The organism is Marinobacter fuscus (assembly GCF_003007675.1).
Taxonomy (GTDB): Bacteria; Pseudomonadota; Gammaproteobacteria; order Pseudomonadales; family Oleiphilaceae; genus Marinobacter; species Marinobacter fuscus.
In genome coordinates, this window is record NZ_PXNP01000019.1 from 52,095 (window position 1) to 70,075 (window position 17,981).

General features: G+C 55.8%; 16 protein-coding genes and 1 pseudogene. 5 read left to right on the forward strand and 12 right to left on the reverse strand.

The window, feature by feature from the left end:
- Nucleotides 1–3: 3 nt before the first annotated feature.
- From C7H09_RS05115 to C7H09_RS05130, 4 genes are all read right to left on the reverse strand, one after another.
- On the reverse strand, nt 4–666 hold the full coding sequence (locus tag C7H09_RS05115) for a 3-oxoacid CoA-transferase subunit A (RefSeq protein ID WP_106761535.1): 663 nt from the start codon (nt 664–666) through the stop codon (nt 4–6).
- An 89-nt stretch (nt 667–755) separates the two neighbouring features.
- Nucleotides 756–2,039 carry a TRAP transporter large permease gene (locus tag C7H09_RS05120; protein WP_106761536.1) on the reverse strand — a complete coding sequence of 428 codons (1,284 nt, stop codon included), beginning with the start codon at nt 2,037–2,039 and terminating at the stop codon, nt 756–758.
- Complete coding sequence (locus C7H09_RS05125; protein ID WP_106761537.1) at nt 2,036–2,569, reverse strand: TRAP transporter small permease; 534 nt, start codon at nt 2,567–2,569, stop codon at nt 2,036–2,038. The genes C7H09_RS05120 and C7H09_RS05125 overlap by 4 nt, the downstream gene beginning before the upstream one ends.
- Nucleotides 2,570–2,611: 42 nt before the next feature.
- Entirely contained in the window at nt 2,612–3,577 is a 966-nt protein-coding gene (locus C7H09_RS05130) for an MBL fold metallo-hydrolase (RefSeq protein WP_206074272.1), read from the reverse strand.
- Between the two features lie 203 nt (nt 3,578–3,780).
- On the opposite strand from C7H09_RS05130, the gene C7H09_RS05135 reads away from it, so the two are divergent.
- From C7H09_RS05135 to C7H09_RS19715, 3 genes are all read left to right on the forward strand, one after another.
- On the forward strand, nt 3,781–4,791 hold the full coding sequence (locus C7H09_RS05135; protein ID WP_106761539.1) for a TRAP transporter substrate-binding protein: 1,011 nt from the start codon (nt 3,781–3,783) through the stop codon (nt 4,789–4,791).
- A 132-nt stretch (nt 4,792–4,923) separates the two neighbouring features.
- Nucleotides 4,924–5,820 carry a LysR family transcriptional regulator gene (locus tag C7H09_RS05140; RefSeq protein WP_106761540.1) on the forward strand — a complete coding sequence of 299 codons (897 nt, stop codon included), beginning with the start codon at nt 4,924–4,926 and terminating at the stop codon, nt 5,818–5,820.
- On the forward strand, nt 5,790–6,344 hold the full coding sequence (locus tag C7H09_RS19715) for a type 2 periplasmic-binding domain-containing protein (protein WP_133166203.1): 555 nt from the start codon (nt 5,790–5,792) through the stop codon (nt 6,342–6,344). The genes C7H09_RS05140 and C7H09_RS19715 overlap by 31 nt, the downstream gene beginning before the upstream one ends.
- Before the next feature lie 5 nt (nt 6,345–6,349).
- Here the strand turns inward: C7H09_RS19715 and C7H09_RS05150 are convergent, their stop codons facing one another.
- From C7H09_RS05150 to C7H09_RS05175, 6 genes and pseudogenes are all read right to left on the reverse strand, one after another.
- On the reverse strand, nt 6,350–6,619 hold the full coding sequence (locus C7H09_RS05150) for a hypothetical protein (RefSeq protein ID WP_106761542.1): 270 nt from the start codon (nt 6,617–6,619) through the stop codon (nt 6,350–6,352).
- A pseudogene (tnpC, locus tag C7H09_RS05155) lies at nt 6,609–8,161 on the reverse strand (IS66 family transposase); the annotation flags it as partial. The pseudogene tnpC and the gene C7H09_RS05150, both read right to left, overlap by 11 nt.
- 127 nt (nt 8,162–8,288) lie before the next feature.
- Nucleotides 8,289–8,633 carry an IS66 family insertion sequence element accessory protein TnpB gene (gene tnpB / locus C7H09_RS05160; RefSeq protein WP_016915087.1) on the reverse strand — a complete coding sequence of 115 codons (345 nt, stop codon included), beginning with the start codon at nt 8,631–8,633 and terminating at the stop codon, nt 8,289–8,291.
- Nucleotides 8,630–8,923, reverse strand: a complete 294-nt coding sequence (tnpA, locus tag C7H09_RS05165; RefSeq protein ID WP_106761543.1) for an IS66 family insertion sequence element accessory protein TnpA — start codon at nt 8,921–8,923, stop codon at nt 8,630–8,632. The genes tnpB and tnpA overlap by 4 nt, the downstream gene beginning before the upstream one ends.
- A gap of 203 nt (nt 8,924–9,126) precedes the next feature.
- Entirely contained in the window at nt 9,127–10,383 is a 1,257-nt protein-coding gene (locus tag C7H09_RS05170; RefSeq protein ID WP_106761544.1) for a CaiB/BaiF CoA transferase family protein, read from the reverse strand.
- Nucleotides 10,383–12,137 carry an acyl-CoA dehydrogenase family protein gene (locus C7H09_RS05175; RefSeq protein WP_106761545.1) on the reverse strand — a complete coding sequence of 585 codons (1,755 nt, stop codon included), beginning with the start codon at nt 12,135–12,137 and terminating at the stop codon, nt 10,383–10,385. Before C7H09_RS05175 ends, C7H09_RS05170 begins: the two co-directional genes overlap by 1 nt.
- 155 nt (nt 12,138–12,292) lie before the next feature.
- Between C7H09_RS05175 and C7H09_RS05180 the strand changes: the two genes are divergently transcribed.
- Together C7H09_RS05180 and C7H09_RS05185 are read left to right on the forward strand one after the other, a co-directional pair.
- Nucleotides 12,293–13,195: a LysR family transcriptional regulator gene (locus C7H09_RS05180; RefSeq protein WP_106761546.1), complete on the forward strand. Its 903-nt coding sequence runs from the start codon at nt 12,293–12,295 to the stop codon at nt 13,193–13,195.
- 242 nt (nt 13,196–13,437) lie between these two features.
- Nucleotides 13,438–14,421 (forward strand): aldo/keto reductase, encoded by a 984-nt coding sequence (locus C7H09_RS05185; RefSeq protein WP_106761547.1) that lies wholly within the window; start codon nt 13,438–13,440, stop codon nt 14,419–14,421.
- Between the two features lie 41 nt (nt 14,422–14,462).
- On the opposite strand, the gene C7H09_RS05190 is transcribed toward C7H09_RS05185, so the two are convergent.
- Complete coding sequence (locus C7H09_RS05190) at nt 14,463–15,839, reverse strand: hypothetical protein (RefSeq protein WP_240616503.1); 1,377 nt, start codon at nt 15,837–15,839, stop codon at nt 14,463–14,465.
- A 103-nt stretch (nt 15,840–15,942) separates the two neighbouring features.
- Entirely contained in the window at nt 15,943–17,898 is a 1,956-nt protein-coding gene (locus tag C7H09_RS05195; protein WP_106761549.1) for a TRAP transporter permease, read from the reverse strand.
- Nucleotides 17,899–17,981: the final 83 nt, after the last annotated feature.

A 17,981-nucleotide genomic window follows, 5' to 3' on the forward strand; every position in this document is an offset into this window, starting at 1 on the left:
GACTCAGACTTTAATGAAAACATTGACATAGATACCCGGAGTCACAACGCATTCCGGGTCTAGCTGACCAGCCTCAACGACTTCACTGACTTCGGCAATGGTTGTCTTTGCTGCCATGGCCATTACAGGGCCAAAATTTCTGGCAGTCTTTTTATAGGTAAGATTCCCGTAACGGTCGGCGACAGCCGCTTTGATCAACGCCACGTCAACACGAATGGGATACTCCAAGACGTAGTTAACTCCATCGATCTCTCGCGTTTCCTTTCCCTCAGCCAGAGCAGTGCCATATCCGGTTGGCGTAAAAAATGCTCCAATCCCAGCCCCACTAGCCCTTAACCGCTCAGCCATGTTGCCTTGCGGCACCAGTTCAAGCTCAATTTCACCTTTTCGATACAGATCTTCAAACACCCAGGAATCTTTCATTCTTGGAAAGGAGCAGATAATCTTTCTGACTTTCCCGGCCTTTAGCAAAGCAGCAATGCCTTCCTCCTTTTGCCCGGCATTATTCGTAACAATGACAAGATTTTTGGCATTTTTATTTTTTATTAATGCGTCAATGAGCATATTGGGAGATCCAGCGCCACCAAACCCGCCAATGGCCACAGTGTCTCCCTCGTTAACCCTGGAGACTACCTCCAGAAGATCACTTGTTTGTTTATCAATCATTCTATTCCCTTTTGTTTTTGAGCAATAAAAAATAATCGGTCAAGAAACTTTACCCGACGATCCACCACCTCCATCAATCCCTTAATTGATTAACCTGCAGTAGAGGGTAACCAAAGGACCAGGTCAGGAAAAACAATCAGGACAAAAACAAGTGCCAACAGTGCGAGAACATACGCAAGGACGCCAGAGAATATAGATTCCACTGGAATATTGGCAGATTTAGCCACGACAAATACATTTATCCCAACAGGCGGAGTCACAATTCCGATCTCAGACAGCAGAATAACGATCACTCCGAACCAAAGTGGATCAAAACCCAGGCTGATTACCAAAGGTAATACCACCGGTACGGTTAGAATCAGAATAGAAATCAAATCCAGAAAAAGGCCAAGCACCAGATATAGCAAGACGATAAATGCAAGAATCAGATAGGGGGAAACATCCAAACCACCCACCCATGCCACCATCTCCCGGGTAACCCCCGTAAAAGTAATGAAATAACCAAAAATATGTGCGCAAACGATAATTAAACCGATCATTGCGGAAATTGCACAGGTGTTAACGAGTGCTGTTCGAAATCTTTCGCCGTTAAGGTTTCCGGATTTCCCCGCAATTAACAACGCCCCAAATGCGCCAAGCGCTGAAGATTCAACGGGTGTAGCGATTCCGGTGTAGATCAACCCTGTCACCACGAGAAACAAGAGAATAAAGGGTCCGGCGACCTTGAGTGACTGTATCTTCTCTTGGAATGAATAGCCCCTATAACTTTCAGGGAGTGGATGACGGAACAGCAAAACCTTGATGGTGAGCGCAATGGTCAGTGTTACCAGAATCCCGGGTACAATTCCTGCGATGAGCAGATCAGCAATGCTCACGCCGCTGAGTAGGCCATAGAAAATTAACGCGACGCTAGGAGGAATAAGCATCGCAATGGTTCCTGATATAGCCGCGATGCTGCCAGCGACTCGCTGGGGATATCCCTCATTCAGCATGGCAGGCACACTGGTTTTGGCTAGTGTAGCGGCCGCAGCAGTACTTGAACCGGAAATGGCACCAAAAGCCGCGCCGGTGATCACAGTTGCGATTCCGACCCCTCCTTTGACCCTGCCAGTCCATTTAGCGATTGCATCGAACAAAGACGACGTAATACCGCTTACTCCCATGAACTCGGCCATCAGAATAAACATGGGAATGGTCAACAATTCATAGGTACTCAATGCGGAGCCTGGTGACGCGGTCAGTATCCCAACCAGCACATCGGCATTGGTCGCCAGAAAAATGCCAAGTGCACCAGAGAGCGCCAGACTGATCGCAACCGGCACACCAAAAGCCAGTAGCGCAAAAAGTACAAAAAATGGTAGATAAATCGTCATGTCCGACTTCCTCCCAGCGCCAGCAACTGGTGAAAACTGGTCGTCAGGAGGCGCAGGGCAAAAGCCCCACAACTGAGGAACACCAGGATGTCTGCTGGCCACATTGGCCATGGAATGACCCCACCCATCACATCACCGTCGACCCAGGCGTGCCACCCCTCCTGAAGGTAGAACCATGCGATATAGGCAAACAACACAACAGAAGCAAGCCCGACGATGAAGAGCACCACTCCCTGCACCCGGTCGTTCATTCTTTCACCGAAATAGTCGACCTTGAGATGGGTCCCCATTCGCAGCGCATAGGAAAAGGCAAGGAAATAAGAACCGGGCAACAAATACAGCACGATGAAGTCAAACGACCAACTCAACGGGCTGGACAAGACGTAGCGCAGGAATACATCGACACAGGTAACGACCATCGCAACTACGATCATAAGCGCAGCAACGCCCACCAACAGGTTTTCGACATAACGAACGGCGCGGTCAAGCCAGGCTAGAGGGCCGGGAACAGCTAAAGTAGTCAACGTCATCCCCTTCTTAAACTGATACTTTTAGGTGCCCGATCACACTGATCACCAGGTCGCAGGCTCAAACACAAAGCCGCCGTTCTGACGTCGCACATAGCCGCAATAGGGGTCACCAAAATGAACAGGCAGAAGCAGAGCCTCTTCGTCGGCCAACTGGTTGAGCATTTGCATCCTTACCTCTCGCGCCCGCTCTGGCCAGATACAGTAGCCGGAATTGAATTCGGGACGCATGATTTGCAGAGGGCTATGGAAAATATCACCACTAAAAATGCCCACCTCGCCCTTCGATTCGAGCCGGAACGTGACCTGCCCGGGGCTGTGGCCGGCAGCCGAATGCACGGTCAGGCAGTCAGCAATTTCATCACCCGGACGCATAAGACGGGCGAGACCTTCATTCATGATTGGCATAACGCTGTCAAAGAACGAATCACCAAACACGTCGATCACACCGGGTGCCTTGTTCTTTCCCTCCTGACAGAAAGTGAAGTCATCTTCCGGAAAGTAGTAGGTTGCATTCGGAAATGTGGGGACCCAGCGACCATCCTGCCAGGTGGTATTCCAGCCGACATGGTCGGCATGCAGATGAGTCATCACCACGTGGGTCACATCCTCAGGTGCCGCCCCCGCAGCTACGAGCCATTCTCGTACCAAGGTGTTCAGCATATGCATGCGGGGAATATCTTGTCTGGGCTTGTAATTGCCCACTCCGGTATCAATCACAATGATGCTGGAGCCGGTCTGTACGATCCAGAACTGGATTGTCACGATCAGCTTACCCATATGAGGCACCCAATGGTGGGGCGCCATGATGCTCTCAAGCCGATCAAAATCGCCTCGCTCGGCCTCCGGAAACAGGAAAGCAGGATCATGGGTAGGACCAGAATATTCCAGGATGCGGGTGACAGTAGCGTCACCGATACGCCGAGTCTGAATCATGGCAGAGACCTTTTTATAATTGATTCGGAGGCTTTGAACTTTGGATTTGATGCCATCCGTTCTTTCGCCTTCCAATATCAGTCAGCGCAAACGGAAGAGTCAATGCAGAATTATCAAACACATTCTTAACCAGTGGTTAACAGGAACAACATTAATCTCACTTACCACGCATTAAGCGATGATTAACAGGCGCTGAATATTTTAGAAACGCCGATACTGCAGATATTTGATAGCTTGGAAGATGCTTAATCCAGAAAATAAAAAATAAGGAAAACTACATGCTCAAGAAACAACTTCTTATATCGGCCTGCATCGCTACACTTGCTGTGTCAGGTACGGCTCACGCAACCCAGTCCGTAACCCTCCGATTCGCTGATTGGATGCCAGAATCCGCCTTTACCACAAGCTACGGCGCGAAAGCATTCATGGAGAAAGCAATAGAGCTTTCCAAAGGCCAGATCAAATTCCAGTATTTCCCTGCCGAGCAGCTTGGTAAAGGTTCCGAGTCGCTGACGCTGCTGCAAAGTGGGGTTGCAGATGTTGCGAACGTAGCTCCTGCCTATGTGTCGGAACATCTTCCCCTGTCCGGAGTGGTGGAACTCCCCGGGGCGGTGACGGACTCCTGTACCGCCGCCAACAAATTTTATGAACTGGCGCAGCCTGGCGCCGTTCTTTATGAAGCAGAGTATAAAAAGAACAAGGTGCGCCCGCTGTTTACCGCTAACCTTGGCCCCTACCGGATATTAACCAACAAACAGGAACTTTCTTCGCCTGTTGATTTTTCAGGGCTCAAACTGCGCACGGCGGGCGGGGCCATGGCAATGACCGCAGACCATTTGGGAGCAAACCCCATCCGGATGCAAGGCTCAGACGTGTTGGCGTCCTTGTCCAGAGGAACGCTGGACGGCGTATTCTGGGGACTCATCAGCATTGAGGACTGGAGCCTGGAAACCGCGCTGGACCAAATGATTCCTAACCTCAGCGTCGGAAGCTTTAATGTGACCTACTCAATCAGTGACCGCACCTGGAACAAACTTTCTCCGGAACTGCAGGAAATACTGGTCAAAGCCGGGCAGTATGCCAACCAGAACCATTGTGACTACGTAAATCGCGCGGAAACACAAGCAATTACCGACCTTCAAGAAAAACATGGTATCCAGCCACTCAACCTGCCAGAAAACGAACTCAAGCAAGTTCAGGGTGAACTGACCGAAGTTCATAAAAAATGGGCAGAGCCGCTCAATAAGCGCGGACTACCCGCAGACGAGGTAGTAGAGCAGGTGTTCTGACCGTTCCCCCCCGTTTTTTCAAACAACCCCGCTGTCGCGGGGTTGTTTATGTCTGGCCAAAAAGTTCTATGGCTCAAAACCATAAGATGCCGTATGTTTTCAGATCGGACATTGAAGCCACCGGGGTAACTAATGGCAATAAAGTACGATCTGACAGATTTTCGGCTGTTTATCAAAATTGCAGAAACGGAGAGTCTCTCTAGAGGCGCGGAGCAGTGCCACATGTCAGTGCCAGCGGCGAGCAATCGGGTTCGGAACCTGGAAGACAATCTAGGTATAAAGCTACTGCAGCGAACCTCGCAAGGCGTGAACCTTACTAACGAAGGCCGGGTTTACTTACGCCATGCTCGTAAGATTGTCGCCCAGCTAGAGGTGCTTAGCGGTGACTTGCAGGAATTTACCAAAGGCGTCACAGGGCAATTGCGTCTGTTTGCAAACACAACTGCAATTACAGAACTACTGCCAGCCGTATTAGGGGAATATCTACAATCCCACCCCAATGTACACGTTGAGATGAAAGAAAAAGTTAGTGAGGAGATTATTCGCGCAGTCAAGGAAGGCATGGCAGATCTGGGGATCGTTTCCGGCAACATACCCACCGCCGATCTTCAAACCCGCCCCTTTGCTCGCAGTCGACTGATCGTTATCTGCCCGATGGATCACCCCCTTGCTGAACACAAAGAGATCAGCTTCGAAGACTGTCTGTCATATCCGCTGATATCCCTGCTTGAGGCTTCTGCCATACACCAGTTTCTGGTCCGTGAAGCTGAAAAGCTCCATGTTGATCTTAACATCAGGGTACAAGTCGCCAGTTACGATGCGATCTACCGGATGGTTGCCGCTAAGGTAGGTATCGCAATCATTCCGCAACTGGGCTTCGCCCGCCACAAGGGCACCCGGGATATCAAACAGATTGAGCTGGTGGATGCCTGGGCCGAGCGTAATTTCCAGCTTTGTTCCGTGGACTTCGAGAGCCTGCCGACATTTGCTCAAGAGTTTTGCGAAAGTCTGTTGCAACGATATGGATAACTGCTCACAAGCTGACTAATTATCAGAGCACTGATCCAGTAACGTTACCGAACTTATTTGCTGTCTCAACTACCCCTCTCGCTCGCGCACGATTCACCGACGTACCTGGTGGATTATATGCCGCGGTTGGAGCAGCAACCCTTAATCGTGACACCTGGAATCGTTTCAATAACGAGGAGAAAGAGGGGCTGCTAAAGGCCGGTTCAGTTATGGCTGCCTATGTTACCCTCCTCTATCAGCAACAAGCTTATAGCGACATGGAAAAAGCTGAGAAGAAAGGTATCAACATTCTGAAAGCGGAAGGTGATCTTCTTGAAAAATTTAGAGAATTCATCAAACCAGACCTCGAGTTCATCCCGAAATTCTATGCTGACGAATACAAAATCGATGTCTCGAGAACTCAGCAACTGACCGCCAACATGTCCAAGTTGATTGAAAAATGGAACGGACTCGTGGGAGATATCGAGACGGCAGATCAACTGGCTGAACTGTGTTGGAACGTAAGCGTTCATTCCACGGCGTAGTTGACCTACTTCACGTCACGCAGAGGCCTTAATAACTCCGGCGAGACCTTGTACTGTTTGGTGCCGTCCTCGGCTAACACGATCACGCTCTTGCGGTTGATCTTGGTGACGATCCCCAGCACGGGGCCTTCCCGGGCCTCGAAGGTCACTTTCAGGCCCACCCGCAATTGGCTCAGCGCCTGGAGATTTTCCCGGTCCCGCAGTTCATCAATGCGCCGGCAGATGGTTTGATTCAGTTCCAGCAACTGGTCGATGCTCATGTCTTCAATACGCATGAACGGTGGCCTCCGGCTGTCTGCTTTGTCGGTCAGGGTGGCGTGGGTCGATCAGCGCACGTAACGGGGTCTCGGCGAACCGGGTTTTCCAGAGTCGTGGGGTCAGATTGGCTACGTCGCTGGCCGGATGTTGGCTGATGCGTTGCAGCACGTCCACCAGGTAGGTGTAGGGATTAATGTTGTGCAGCTTGCAGGTGCTGATCAGGCTCTGGATGATGCCCAGGTGTTCCGCGCCCAGCTCGGTCCAGCAGAACATCCAGTTTTTCTTGCCCATGGGGATTGGGCGTAGGGCCCGTTCCAGGTGGTTGGTGTCTGGCTGAACGTCGGGATCTTCCAGGAACACGGTCAGACTCGCTTCGCGGCTGAGCACGCAGTTCAGGGCTTTGGCCAGCGGTTCGCTGGGAAGCAATCCCCCCTGTCCCAACTGATCGCGGCACCACTGGAAGAAGTCGTCGACCGCCGGTTTTGAGTGTTCCAGCCGGTACTGGCGTTTCTTCTCGCCAGTCAGCCCCTGGGTTTTGATCGCCTCTTCATTCTGGTAGAGCTTGGCAATCTGCTGCAGAGCTTCGGTGGCCTGCTCCGGATGATCTTTCTGGGCCTCGACGAAGCAACGGCGGCTATGCACCCAGCATTGAGCATGAGTAATACCTTGTTGGGCCGCGGCATAGCGGGCATAGGCGGCATAACCATCGCTGATCAGCGTGCCACTGAATTGGTCGTTCAGAACCTGCTCGATGTGCAGCCGGCCCCGACTGTTCGAGTAGGTGAATACCACTTCGTCGGCATCGCCATACAGCGGCCAGAACCAGCCTGTTTTCATCTTGCCTTTTTGCGGGCCCGCCCGGCCTTGGTGGCCAGCTTTGATGGGCGTTTCGTCCATCGCCAGCACCCGGCTGCGCAGCACGTTGTCGGTCTGGGCGTCCACAATGGGCCGAAGCAGATCGATGGCTCGTTTCACAAGGTTGGTCTGGGTGCTGCGGCTGACGGTCACACTGGCTTGCTGGATGCGCTGGTGTTGGCGATACAGCGGCAGGTGGAACTGGAACTTGTCCACCAGCAACCCGGCCAGCAGGCTGACGTCGGCCAGGCTGTTGTCCAGCACGTTGAACGGAGTTGGAGTTGTCACCGGCTTCTCGGTTCCCTTGCGCCGGAACACTGGCCGCTCCACCTTCAGCACCACATAGCTGGAGGCCCGCTGGGCCAGCCGGTAGGTGGTCTTGCTGCCGATCACTTCGTAATGATCGGCCTCGGGGCCGGTCAGCTCCGGTGGCAGGTGCTCAATGACTTCCACCGGCACATCGGCGGTAAAGCGCAGACCGGTGTCGTTCAGGCAGTCGTCCTCCCGCTGCTTTTTGCCGGTGCCGCGCTGATAGGCCTTAATGATGCGCTTTTTTCATCCGCAGGCTGCTCTGGCAACGGTGCTTCATCGGGCTGGAACAGGCTGTCCTGCTCTGGCAGGTCATACACCTGCTTCTCGGATTTGGAACCGAACAGCTGCTTCTTGAACCAGTCCAGTTGATGCGTCAGCTGCCGAACCGCTTCTGCCTGGGCTTACAGCTGCTCCCGCAACACGGCATTCTCCTCGGCCAGAGCCGAGTAGGAAGGCGGGTTGGAATCGGGAGTGGAAGCCATTGAATTCATGGCTGATATTATACTGGAAGTCGGTCTTCTATACCCCTCGAAAACGCTTGAACTGACGGTATTTCTGAACCTCGATGCCATCGATCAGCAGTTGCAGATCCGTTAGGGTCAGGGCCCGCTGACCAGAGGCGGATAACGGCACCCGGAACTGCCCTTGTTCCAGGCGCTTGGCCCACAGGCAGTATCCGGTGGCAGTAAAATACAGCATCTTCATCTGGGTCTTACGGCGATTGACGAAGACAAAATACTGGCCGCTGAGTGGATCATGCTTCAACTGATTCCGAACCAAGGCGCTCAGGCCCCGGAACGATTTGCGCATGTCGGTAGGCTCGGTGCACAGCCAGATGCGAGCCTGGCTATCGAGCCCGATCATCCGTTCTGGCTCAGCCGCAGTTCCACGCCGTTGCCGAGGCTCAGCACAATGTGCCAGCCTGGAACGGAGGATGGAGAGTTACCCATCAAGGATGAAAGATCCAGAAAGCTGGCTTCATCGGAACCTGTCGAATTATCGGTCGACTGATCGGCGGACGGACGCTTGCGCCAGTTGCAGAAGCTGGCGTAACCGATCTTCTCCTTTTTACAAAACTGCGGTGCTGTCAGGTCGCTGGCGCGCTGCTGATCAACCAGGGCCTGCCACTGTTCTAGAGTACGGTGCTTTCTCATGGGGGGTAACCTCGTGTCGGGAAATGTGAGGTTACTGTAGGGCGAAACTTACTGGGGTGGCAGAGCGTCCCGGAATGAACGCTCACGTTGGAACGAAGTTTATTCCTAACTTGACCCTGCCACTTCCGGCAAATAAAAATAAAAAAAAACGGACCTCTCGAGGCCCGTCCAGATTCAACCTGCCGCCAACCCGGACAGATACTTTACTGACTCACCCCGAGCGGCCCTGGCTTGATGGTCTCTTTGCAGTCTGCACAATCGTCCTGGTGATAACCGGAATCAAACGCTGGTGGCGCCACGCCACTCTCCCGCAACTCCCGGATGCGGCTTTCATCAAACCCCAGCCCGGCCAGGATTTCATTGGAATCCTGGGCGAATGCCGGAGGGGCGTTGCGGTAGCTGGCAGGGGTGCGGTTCAGTTTCACAGGCGTGCCGGTGCCCTTGTAGCTGCCAATTTCCACCAGCATGCCGCGATGAGCAGTATGGGGGTGACTCAGGACTTCACTGGCGTTGAGCACCGGGCCGCAGGGTACGCCTGCACGTATCAACCTTTCTGCAATTTCGCTGCCGTTATAGCGGCTGAGCACCGTTTCGAGCTCACCACGGAGTTCGGCGCGATTGATCACCCGCTGACTGTTGTCCTGAAAGCGTGCATCTTCAAGGATCTGTGGGCACTCCAGCACTGCACACATCTTGGCAAACTGGGTGTTGTTACCCACCGCCAGGAAGATTTTCTGGGTACCCGTGGCATACGCCTCGTAAGGCGAAATGTTGGGGTGGGCATTGCCTGTCCGCCTCGGCTCGGAGCCACCGCCGAAGACGTTGGGGAAATGCGGATGCATCAGCGCCAGCGCGGAATCGAACAATGCCGCTTCCACAAACTGGCCCTCACCACTGCGAGTACGCTCATGCAGTGCCAGGGTGATGCCAGCCACGGCGTTAAGGCCCGTGACCATGTCCACCAGCGGCAGGCCAACCCGTAGCGGGTCGCCGCTCTCCTCCCCGTTGACGCTCATCAGCCCACCCATCGCCTGGGCAATGGCGTCATAGCCAGGCAGCCCGCCGAGCGGGCCGTCGGCGCCAAAGCCGCTGATGCGGCAGTGGATCAGGCGGGGAAATAACTGGTGCAGTCGGTCATAGCCAATGCCCCACTTTTCCAGCGTGCCGGTCTTGAAGTTTTCCACCAGCACATCGGCATCCTCAAGCAACTGCAGCAGGATCTCACGGCCCTCTTCACGGGCGAGGTCGAGAGCCAATCCACGCTTGTTGCGGTTGACGCCCTGGAAATAGGACGCCGTGCCGTTGATGAAGGGAGGCCCCCAGCCACGGGTTTCGTCACCCATCGGCGGTTCGATCTTGATCACATCCGCGCCATGATCCCCCAACAGCTGGGTGCAGTAGGGGCCACCCAGCACACGGCTGAGGTCGATGATGCGGATGCCGTCCAGTGCGCTGCCCATCAGACCACCTCCTCGACCCGGTGTTTGCGGGCCGGAACCAGCCGGATTACCTCATCGAGGGCCAGTTCGCGTTCTTCAAGAAGCGCCCTGATCAGCTCTGCCTGGTCAGGGTGACTGGTGCCCAGCGGATCCCGTGGCAACAGTTTATGAACGATCACCAGATGGGCCAGCGCCAGGCGCCGCCAGTTATCACCCATCTTCGCGGCTTCCCAGGCCAGGAAAACGGCAGAGGTGATGTTGTACAACGCGCTGGCGATCTGGCGTACGTCGGCTTCCTCGGCGTCGGCATCCACCTGCATCAGCGCACGGTCGGCAACTTCATCAATCAGGTTGGCCAGCAGTGCCATTGAGGCCTCCGGCAAGCCAGCATCGCCAAGCAGGCTGTGCAGGTAGCGTTGCAGCACCGGCAGAGTACCTTCACGACGGATAGCGCGGAAAACGTCCAGCGCCACAATGTTGCTGGTTCCCTCCCAGATGGAACCCAGATGGGAATCGCGAAGCACCCGGGCATCGGAGAATTCTTCGATGTAACCGCAGCCACCACGCACTTCCATACCATCACCAGCAGCCTTGCGGGCATCGCGCGTGGTGCGGAACTTGATCAGCGGTGTCAGGATGCGCAACAGCTTAGCGGCGTCGTCATCACCGGCGTCCGCCCGTCGGAGGCAGTCGGCGGTGTGGAACACCATGCTCCGGCCCTGCTCGGCGCTGACCATAATCTTGATCAGCTGACGCTCCATCAACGGCAACTCAATCAGGCGCTTGCCGAATGCACTGCGGTTACGGGCGACGAACAGCGCCTCGTTGAGGGACCGCCGCATCAGCCCGGCAGCACGCACACCGTTGGACAGGCGCGACATGTTGATCATGTCGGTCATATGCTTGAAGCCCTTGCCCTGCTCGCCCACGATGTAGGCTTCGGCGCCTTCAAGCACGATCTCGCCGCTGGCCATGGAGCGGGTACCCATCTTGTCCTTGAGGCGGATGATGCGGTAGTTGTTGAGGCTGCCATCCGCCAGTTTCCGCGGGAGCAGGAACAGGGTCAGGCCACGGGTGCCCCGCTCGGCACCGGCCGGACGGGCGAGTACCATGGCCAGGTCGGCATCCGGGTTGGAACAGAACCATTTGTCACCGTATAACCGCCAGACGCCGTCCTCAAGACGCGCCTCGGTAATGGTGGCACCAACGTCTGAACCGGCTTCCTGCTCAGTCATGAACATTGCGCCCTGATACAGTTCACCGAAATCCTGGGATGTCAGCGGCTCGATAAACCGCTCCACCAAAGCGGGGTCACCAAATTTGCGCAGGGTGCGGGTCAGGGAATCGGTCATGCTGACCGGGCACATCAGCCCGAACTCAGCCTGCACAAACAGATAGGTCAGGCTGTATTTAACAATCGGCGGCAGCCGTTCTGGCCAGTCAAACACGCCAGCCCGGTGCGACATGGCCGCCAACCCGAATTCAGCCAGTGCGTATTCCTCCAGGCGCTGGTAGGCCGGGTGTTTCTCGAGTCGCTGGGACTCTGTACCGTTACGGGCACGCAGTTGCAGTGTCGGCGGGTTCTTGTCAGCGGTCAGGGCCAGCTGCTCAAGCTCGTCTCCAACAAGGGCACCCAGTGCTTCTAGGCGCGGCTCTACGTGGCGGACCAGCGCGTCGTCCGCATACAGCCTGAACAGGCGGGCGAAATCAGGGTCGGATGCATAGGCGCTGTGGCCGCGGGAATCAGGTACAACACTGTCAATTTGATGGCTCATGAGCAGATCCTCTCTTTGTTTTTTTGCCTATCTACAGGCTACAAAACACTCGGGATGCTGCCCAATACTATATAAATCAGGAACGATACAGTTTTTTGAATGATTGTTATACTCGGCACTGACATTCCGCTTTTCCGCGCTGCGAAGGAAACCCTATGGCCTTGACACTGAAACAGCTCCGCTACTTTGTTGTGCTCTCCGAAGAGCTGCATTTCGGTCGTGCCGCGGATCGCCTGCACATTTCGCAGCCACCACTCAGCACCAGTCTCCGGCAGCTTGAAGGGGTGCTTGGCGTGCAGCTGCTCGAACGCAACAGTAAGTGTGTAGCACTGACGCCAGCGGGTAAACTGTTCCAGCGCCAGGCACGTTTACTATTGGGCCAGCTCGACGATGCCCAGGATATGCTCCGCCGCACTGCCGAGTCGGATTATGAGGTTCTGCGCATTGGCTCGACACCAGCCATGATCTACCGCGGCCTGCCACCACTGCTATCCGAATTCAAGGATCTGTATCCTGGCATCGGCATCCAGCTGTTCGAGCAGTACTCCCTGGATCAGGTGGAGTCACTCTGCCGCGGCCGCATCGATATCGGTTTTATCAATTCGATACCCTTGCCAGCCGAAGTCGATTCGCTACCCATCGGTGTCGACGAATTTGTTTGCTGTCTGCCAGCAAACCATCCACTGGCGCAACGCGATGTTATTGAACTTACCGACATCGACAGGGAACCACTGGTCATGCTCAACAGCGCACTGGCCCCTCACTTCCACCAGCATTTTCATAACATTTTCCGCGCCAAGAACTTTGAGCTGAATGTGAAGCACGAAGCCTCCCACTGGCAGACCGTAGTGGCGCTGACGTCCTATGGACTGGGCATTTCACTGGTTCCCCAGTCCCTGGAACTGTCCGGTATGAACAATGTGCGTTTCGTACCTCTGGCCGGAGTTGATACCCGCTATACCTCCTGCTGTATCTGGAGACGGGACTCAACCAGTCTGGGCCGGGATTTCCTGCTCGCTTGCATCCGCTCGCGCCTGGAACGCAAGCAGTTCTCGTAGCTGGCAGTTGGGCTGAACCCATCACTAACGGAACTCAACAGCGCCCAAACGCAACGAACCCCGGAAAAACCGGGGTTCGTCAGCAGTCTGACCGGGCCTCTCGAGGCCCGTTTTTAATTTGAACTTCGAGTTACCATGGTCTTTATCCTAAGAACTATCAATCGATTTTTCTGACCGATTTCGAATCGCAATTTATATTCCCCCGTTTTTGATATTTTTCACCTGCAATCCTGGAGAAAACCATGCAATACCGCCGCCTCGGAACAACCGGCATGAAAGTCTCCCGCCTTTGCCTCGGCACCATGACCTATGGCTCGCCCAAATGGCGGGAGTGGGTTCTGAACGAGCAGGCCAGTCGACCCTTTATCAAACAGGCGCTGGACGCGGGCATCAACTTCTTTGATACCGCGGACATGTATTCCATAGGTGAGTCCGAGCGGGTGGTGGGTAAGGCACTGCTGGATTATGCACCGCGCGAGGATGTGGTTATCGCCACCAAGGTTTTCAATGCCATGGGGGATGGTCCCAACAACCGCGGGCTGTCCCGCAAGCACATCATGACGGCCATCGACGCGTCATTGCGGCGACTGGGCACCGACCATGTCGACCTGTACCAGGTCCACCGCTGGGATTATCACACCCCCATCGAGGAAACCATGGAGGCGCTGCACGATGTGGTGAAGGCAGGCAAGGCCCGATATATTGGCGCCTCGTCCATGTTTGCCTGGCAATTTGCCAAGGCCCAGTTCACTGCGGAAAAACACGGTTGGACCCGCTTTGTCACGATGCAGCCGATGTATAACCTGATCTATCGGGAAGAAGAGCGGGAAATGTTGCCGCAGTGTGTCGATCAGGGCATCGGAGTGATTCCCTGGAGTCCGCTGGCCCGGGGCATTCTGGCCGGGAAAACGAGACAGGGCGAGGACGGTGAGACGGCCCGGGCGCGCACCGACGAGAATACCCGCAGGTGGCATCTCGGCAGCGACATCGATCAGCCTGTTATCTCCGCCCTGCGGGAAGTTGCGGACAACCGCGGCAGCTCCATGGCGCAGGTTGCACTGGCCTGGGTGCTGTCCAACCCCGCCGTTACCGCCCCCATCATCGGGGCCAGCAAGCCAGGTCATATCGAAGAGGCCCTTGCAGCCCTGGAACTGGAGCTGAGCGAGGACGAGAAAGCCGCCCTCGAGGCCCACTATGTGCCCCACCAGGTGGCTGGGCACGCCTGAGACAGGGGTTCGGACGGGAAGCGACGCTTCCCGTCGAGTCATCAGAACGGCAGGGTAAACACCGCACAGACCAGGCTACAGGCAACCAGCGCGGCCAGGGAATAACGCAGGCTCCAGCCATAGGATGCCGTTTGGGCGCTGTACCCGGTGCAACGCTCCAGCAGCAACGAATTGGCCGAATACGGCGTGCCGGCAATGGTAATCCCCCACCCCGCCACAATGCCCAGTCCGAGGCCCAGCAGTCCATACTCCGGCCAGATCGGTCCGAGAATACTGCCGGACAGGGTGCCGGAAATGATCGGATTCACCCCGATCGCACCACCAGCGAAGAATAGCCAGGGCACCACCATCGCCACCAGCGGATAGGCCCAGATGGGCAGACTGAAGTCCATGCCAAGCCAGCCGAGGGCAAAGGTGCTGACAATGCCCCCGAGAAACGAAGAGCCACCCATGATGGCCAGCTCATTATTGATCATGGCCAAAGAGGGCATGGCAAGCACACCATCGTGTAACCGGCGGTAGATCAGTCCGATCACCACAGCGGTTAGACAGCTCAGGGTCACCGCCTGGGAATAAAGCAGCCCACCCCAGGCGCTCAGGGTAAAGGCGCCCACACAGATCAGTGCAATGATGCTGATAAAGCGCAGCCATGGCAGCAAAGCCGACTCCGGTTCAGCGTCATCCACCAGGAGAGCCTCCCGGGGTGGCTCCTCTTCCCGAGCAAAGGTACCGGCGAACAGGTAAAGCAGGGCAAACGGCAGCCCGAGGGCAATCAGCTTCCAGCTCGATAAGCCGGGCAGAAACGTCACGGTCATGACGATGGCGATGGACAGCGGTGACGCCATGGGCGACGCCCCAAAGCCCCGAATCACTGCCCGAGCAGCATTGCGGGCCATCGGGCTGTCGCCCTGATCCTTCACCTGAAGGCCAATCATGGTGGCGATAACACCGACCGCTCCAAAGTTAAGAGGAATGGAGAGTATGGCGGTTCCCGACGTCATACCCGCATAGCGCAACAGGGGTTTACCGCCAAACAAACTGCGGGAGATCACCTTCAGGTCGTTCGATTGGCCCAACACCGCGGACAGCAGCATCACGGTGATGATCAGCGAACCGATACGCGCCATGTTACCCGCGGCCCTGGGCACCGCGGACGGCTCGTTCACCAGCGCAACCACAGTCAGCAAGAGAATCAGCACAAAAATGGCGCGGCCGACCATGCGCAGGTTACCCCACCCCAGCACAATAGCCAGGCACGCCAGTGAGGTCGAAAGGTAGATTTGGCCGGGAAGAAAGGTCGCGATCCCGGTCAGCAAGGCCAGGTAAGCCAGTATGGAGCGGGGACGAGAGAAACTGTCTGGTTGCAGCAAAGCCTTCATTCGATCTCCATCCTCGAAACGCTCTCCGTCAGTCATCATGAATTATCGCCGTCCAGAACGAACAGCGGCCGGTAATCATAACGGAGATGATTACCGGCCGTAAGATAGTTTGCTACTTTTGTCGCAAGTTTGCCGCCACAGCCTAACTGCGGGGTACCGCCACACGCGGCGGGTTCAACAAACCTTTGCCAACGTACATCAGGACAATCAGGCCCAGCCCAACCGCCTCTGAAAACAGGTTCGGGTAGATCAGGCAGCCACCGGCGGCCAGCGCCAGTACCCGTATGGGCCAGCCTATAATGCCGATGCGGTAGAGGTAGCCTTCCATGGCAGAGGCAATCAGCCAGATGGCGGTAATGGCTGTCAGAGCCGATATCAGGATTCGCGCGATGTCCCCTTGCAGAATCAGCGACGGATTCAGTACAAACAGGAACGGCAGGATAAAGAGTATGCCTCCCAAGCGCATGGCATAGATACCAGTTTTGGTGGCGTTCGAGCCTGCCACGCCTGCCGCAGTGATGGCAGCCAGCGATACCGGCGGCGTGATGTATGACAACATGCCCCAATACAGGATAAACAGGTGGCTGGCCAGCGGGTTGAGCCCCGCATTGACCAGCGCTGGCGCCAGCAGGATCGACAGGAAGATGTAACAGGCACTGACGGTCATCCCCATCCCCAGGACAAAACTGGTAATGGCGCCAGCAATCAGCATCAATGGTATGCTGCCGTCGGCATACAACAGCAGTTCCCGGGAGAACGCACCCGCCACCCCAGTGTATGACAGGCCGCCAACTACCAGCCCGATGCCTGCCAAAATCGCCACCAGGTTGGACACATTGGTGGTCAGATCCGCAATAAAAGCCTTGGCACGAGTCCAGTTCAGTCGGTAGTCACGCTTAAACAACGCCACCCCCAGCAGCACCAGCGAAGCGTAATACGGCGCGTAGGCCTCAATCCGCATTACCAACAGCATGTAGACCAACATCGCCAAGGAGAACAAGTAAGGCCAGCCTTCCTTCAGGGTTTCTTTTAGTGACGGAATCTCCTCCTCCGGCAAGCCCTTGAGACCGCGGCGGGCGGCATAGTTATCCACCTGGAACAGCAACGCCAGGTAAAACAACAGCGCTGGCAGGAAGGCGGCAATCATAATCTCGGCGTAAGCCACCCCAAGAAACGACGCCATAATGAAGGCCACCGCACCCATCACCGGCGGCATCAGGGTGCCGCCCGTGGAGGCGCAGGCCTCCACCGCTCCGGCGTAATGCGCAGGGTAGCCGGTTTTCTTCATGGTCGGGATGGTGATTGGGCCGGTGGTCAGGATATTGGAAATAACACTGCCAGACAGGCTGCCCAGAATGCCGCTCGACAGCACCGACACCTTCGCCGGCCCCCCACGGCTGCGACCCATCAGCGAGGTAGCAAATTTCATAAAGAAATCGCCGCCACCGGTGATGGTGAGCGCGGCGCCAAACACCACGAAACCGATGACCAATTGCGCCACCACCTGCATGGGAATCCCGATAATGCTTTCCACACCGATAACGTGGGCGCGAAGCAGCTCCGGCAGCTCGTACTGGTTGCCCCACAGAAAGCCGGGCATGCTGTCGGCGTATAGCGGGTAGGTGCCGAAGAACAGCGACACGAACAGCAGCGGCCAGCCACCACAGCGGCGCACGCCCTCGAGCACCAGTACCAGCAGGATGCCGGAAAACACCGTAGCTTCAGTCGGCGCCATATACTCCCAGCCCATGTTGATCATGGTCAGACCGTGATAGCCGAGATAGCCACAGGACACCAGCGCCAGCACCGCCAGCACCCAGTCATACCAGGAAATCCGATTACGGGCGCCGGACCAGGCCGGAAAACAGAGAAACGCCGCCGCCAGGAAGATACCAATCAGGTAATATAGATAGGAGTTACCCAGAGGCTGGAAACCGAGAAACTTGAGGTTAAAGGTCTGGTTGATTGCCATCAGCAATCCCAGAGTACCCAGCCCCAGGGCTATCCAGTAGCCGATTCCACGCAGACGTCCTTTGTCGGAGCTTTTGGGTTCAGGAGTAGTAGTGGTTTGGGCATCGGCGCCCTGCGAAGAGGTCATATTGTTATGGCTCCAGGGTTAAAACCCTGGGTGCGGCATCCGTGAGATGCCTCCCCAGAATCAACCCACTTTGTCGATCAGAG

What these genes read in the sequence shown, in the direction of transcription:
- C7H09_RS05115 (WP_106761535.1), bottom strand. Translation starts at nt 666, where the DNA reads ATGATTGATAAACAAACAAGTGATCTTCTGGAGGTAGTCTCCAGGGTT.
- C7H09_RS05120 (WP_106761536.1), bottom strand. Translation starts at nt 2,039, where the DNA reads ATGACGATTTATCTACCATTTTTTGTACTTTTTGCGCTACTGGCTTTT.
- C7H09_RS05125 (WP_106761537.1), bottom strand. Translation starts at nt 2,569, where the DNA reads ATGACGTTGACTACTTTAGCTGTTCCCGGCCCTCTAGCCTGGCTTGAC.
- C7H09_RS05135 (WP_106761539.1), top strand. Translation starts at nt 3,781, where the DNA reads ATGCTCAAGAAACAACTTCTTATATCGGCCTGCATCGCTACACTTGCT.
- C7H09_RS05140 (WP_106761540.1), top strand. Translation starts at nt 4,924, where the DNA reads ATGGCAATAAAGTACGATCTGACAGATTTTCGGCTGTTTATCAAAATT.
- C7H09_RS05150 (WP_106761542.1), bottom strand. Translation starts at nt 6,619, where the DNA reads ATGCGTATTGAAGACATGAGCATCGACCAGTTGCTGGAACTGAATCAA.
- tnpB (WP_016915087.1), bottom strand. Translation starts at nt 8,633, where the DNA reads ATGATCGGGCTCGATAGCCAGGCTCGCATCTGGCTGTGCACCGAGCCT.
- tnpA (WP_106761543.1), bottom strand. Translation starts at nt 8,923, where the DNA reads ATGAGAAAGCACCGTACTCTAGAACAGTGGCAGGCCCTGGTTGATCAG.
- C7H09_RS05170 (WP_106761544.1), bottom strand. Translation starts at nt 10,383, where the DNA reads ATGGGCAGCGCACTGGACGGCATCCGCATCATCGACCTCAGCCGTGTG.
- C7H09_RS05175 (WP_106761545.1), bottom strand. Translation starts at nt 12,137, where the DNA reads ATGAGCCATCAAATTGACAGTGTTGTACCTGATTCCCGCGGCCACAGC.
- C7H09_RS05180 (WP_106761546.1), top strand. Translation starts at nt 12,293, where the DNA reads ATGGCCTTGACACTGAAACAGCTCCGCTACTTTGTTGTGCTCTCCGAA.
- C7H09_RS05185 (WP_106761547.1), top strand. Translation starts at nt 13,438, where the DNA reads ATGCAATACCGCCGCCTCGGAACAACCGGCATGAAAGTCTCCCGCCTT.
- C7H09_RS05190 (WP_240616503.1), bottom strand. Translation starts at nt 15,839, where the DNA reads ATGATGACTGACGGAGAGCGTTTCGAGGATGGAGATCGAATGAAGGCT.
- C7H09_RS05195 (WP_106761549.1), bottom strand. Translation starts at nt 17,898, where the DNA reads ATGACCTCTTCGCAGGGCGCCGATGCCCAAACCACTACTACTCCTGAA.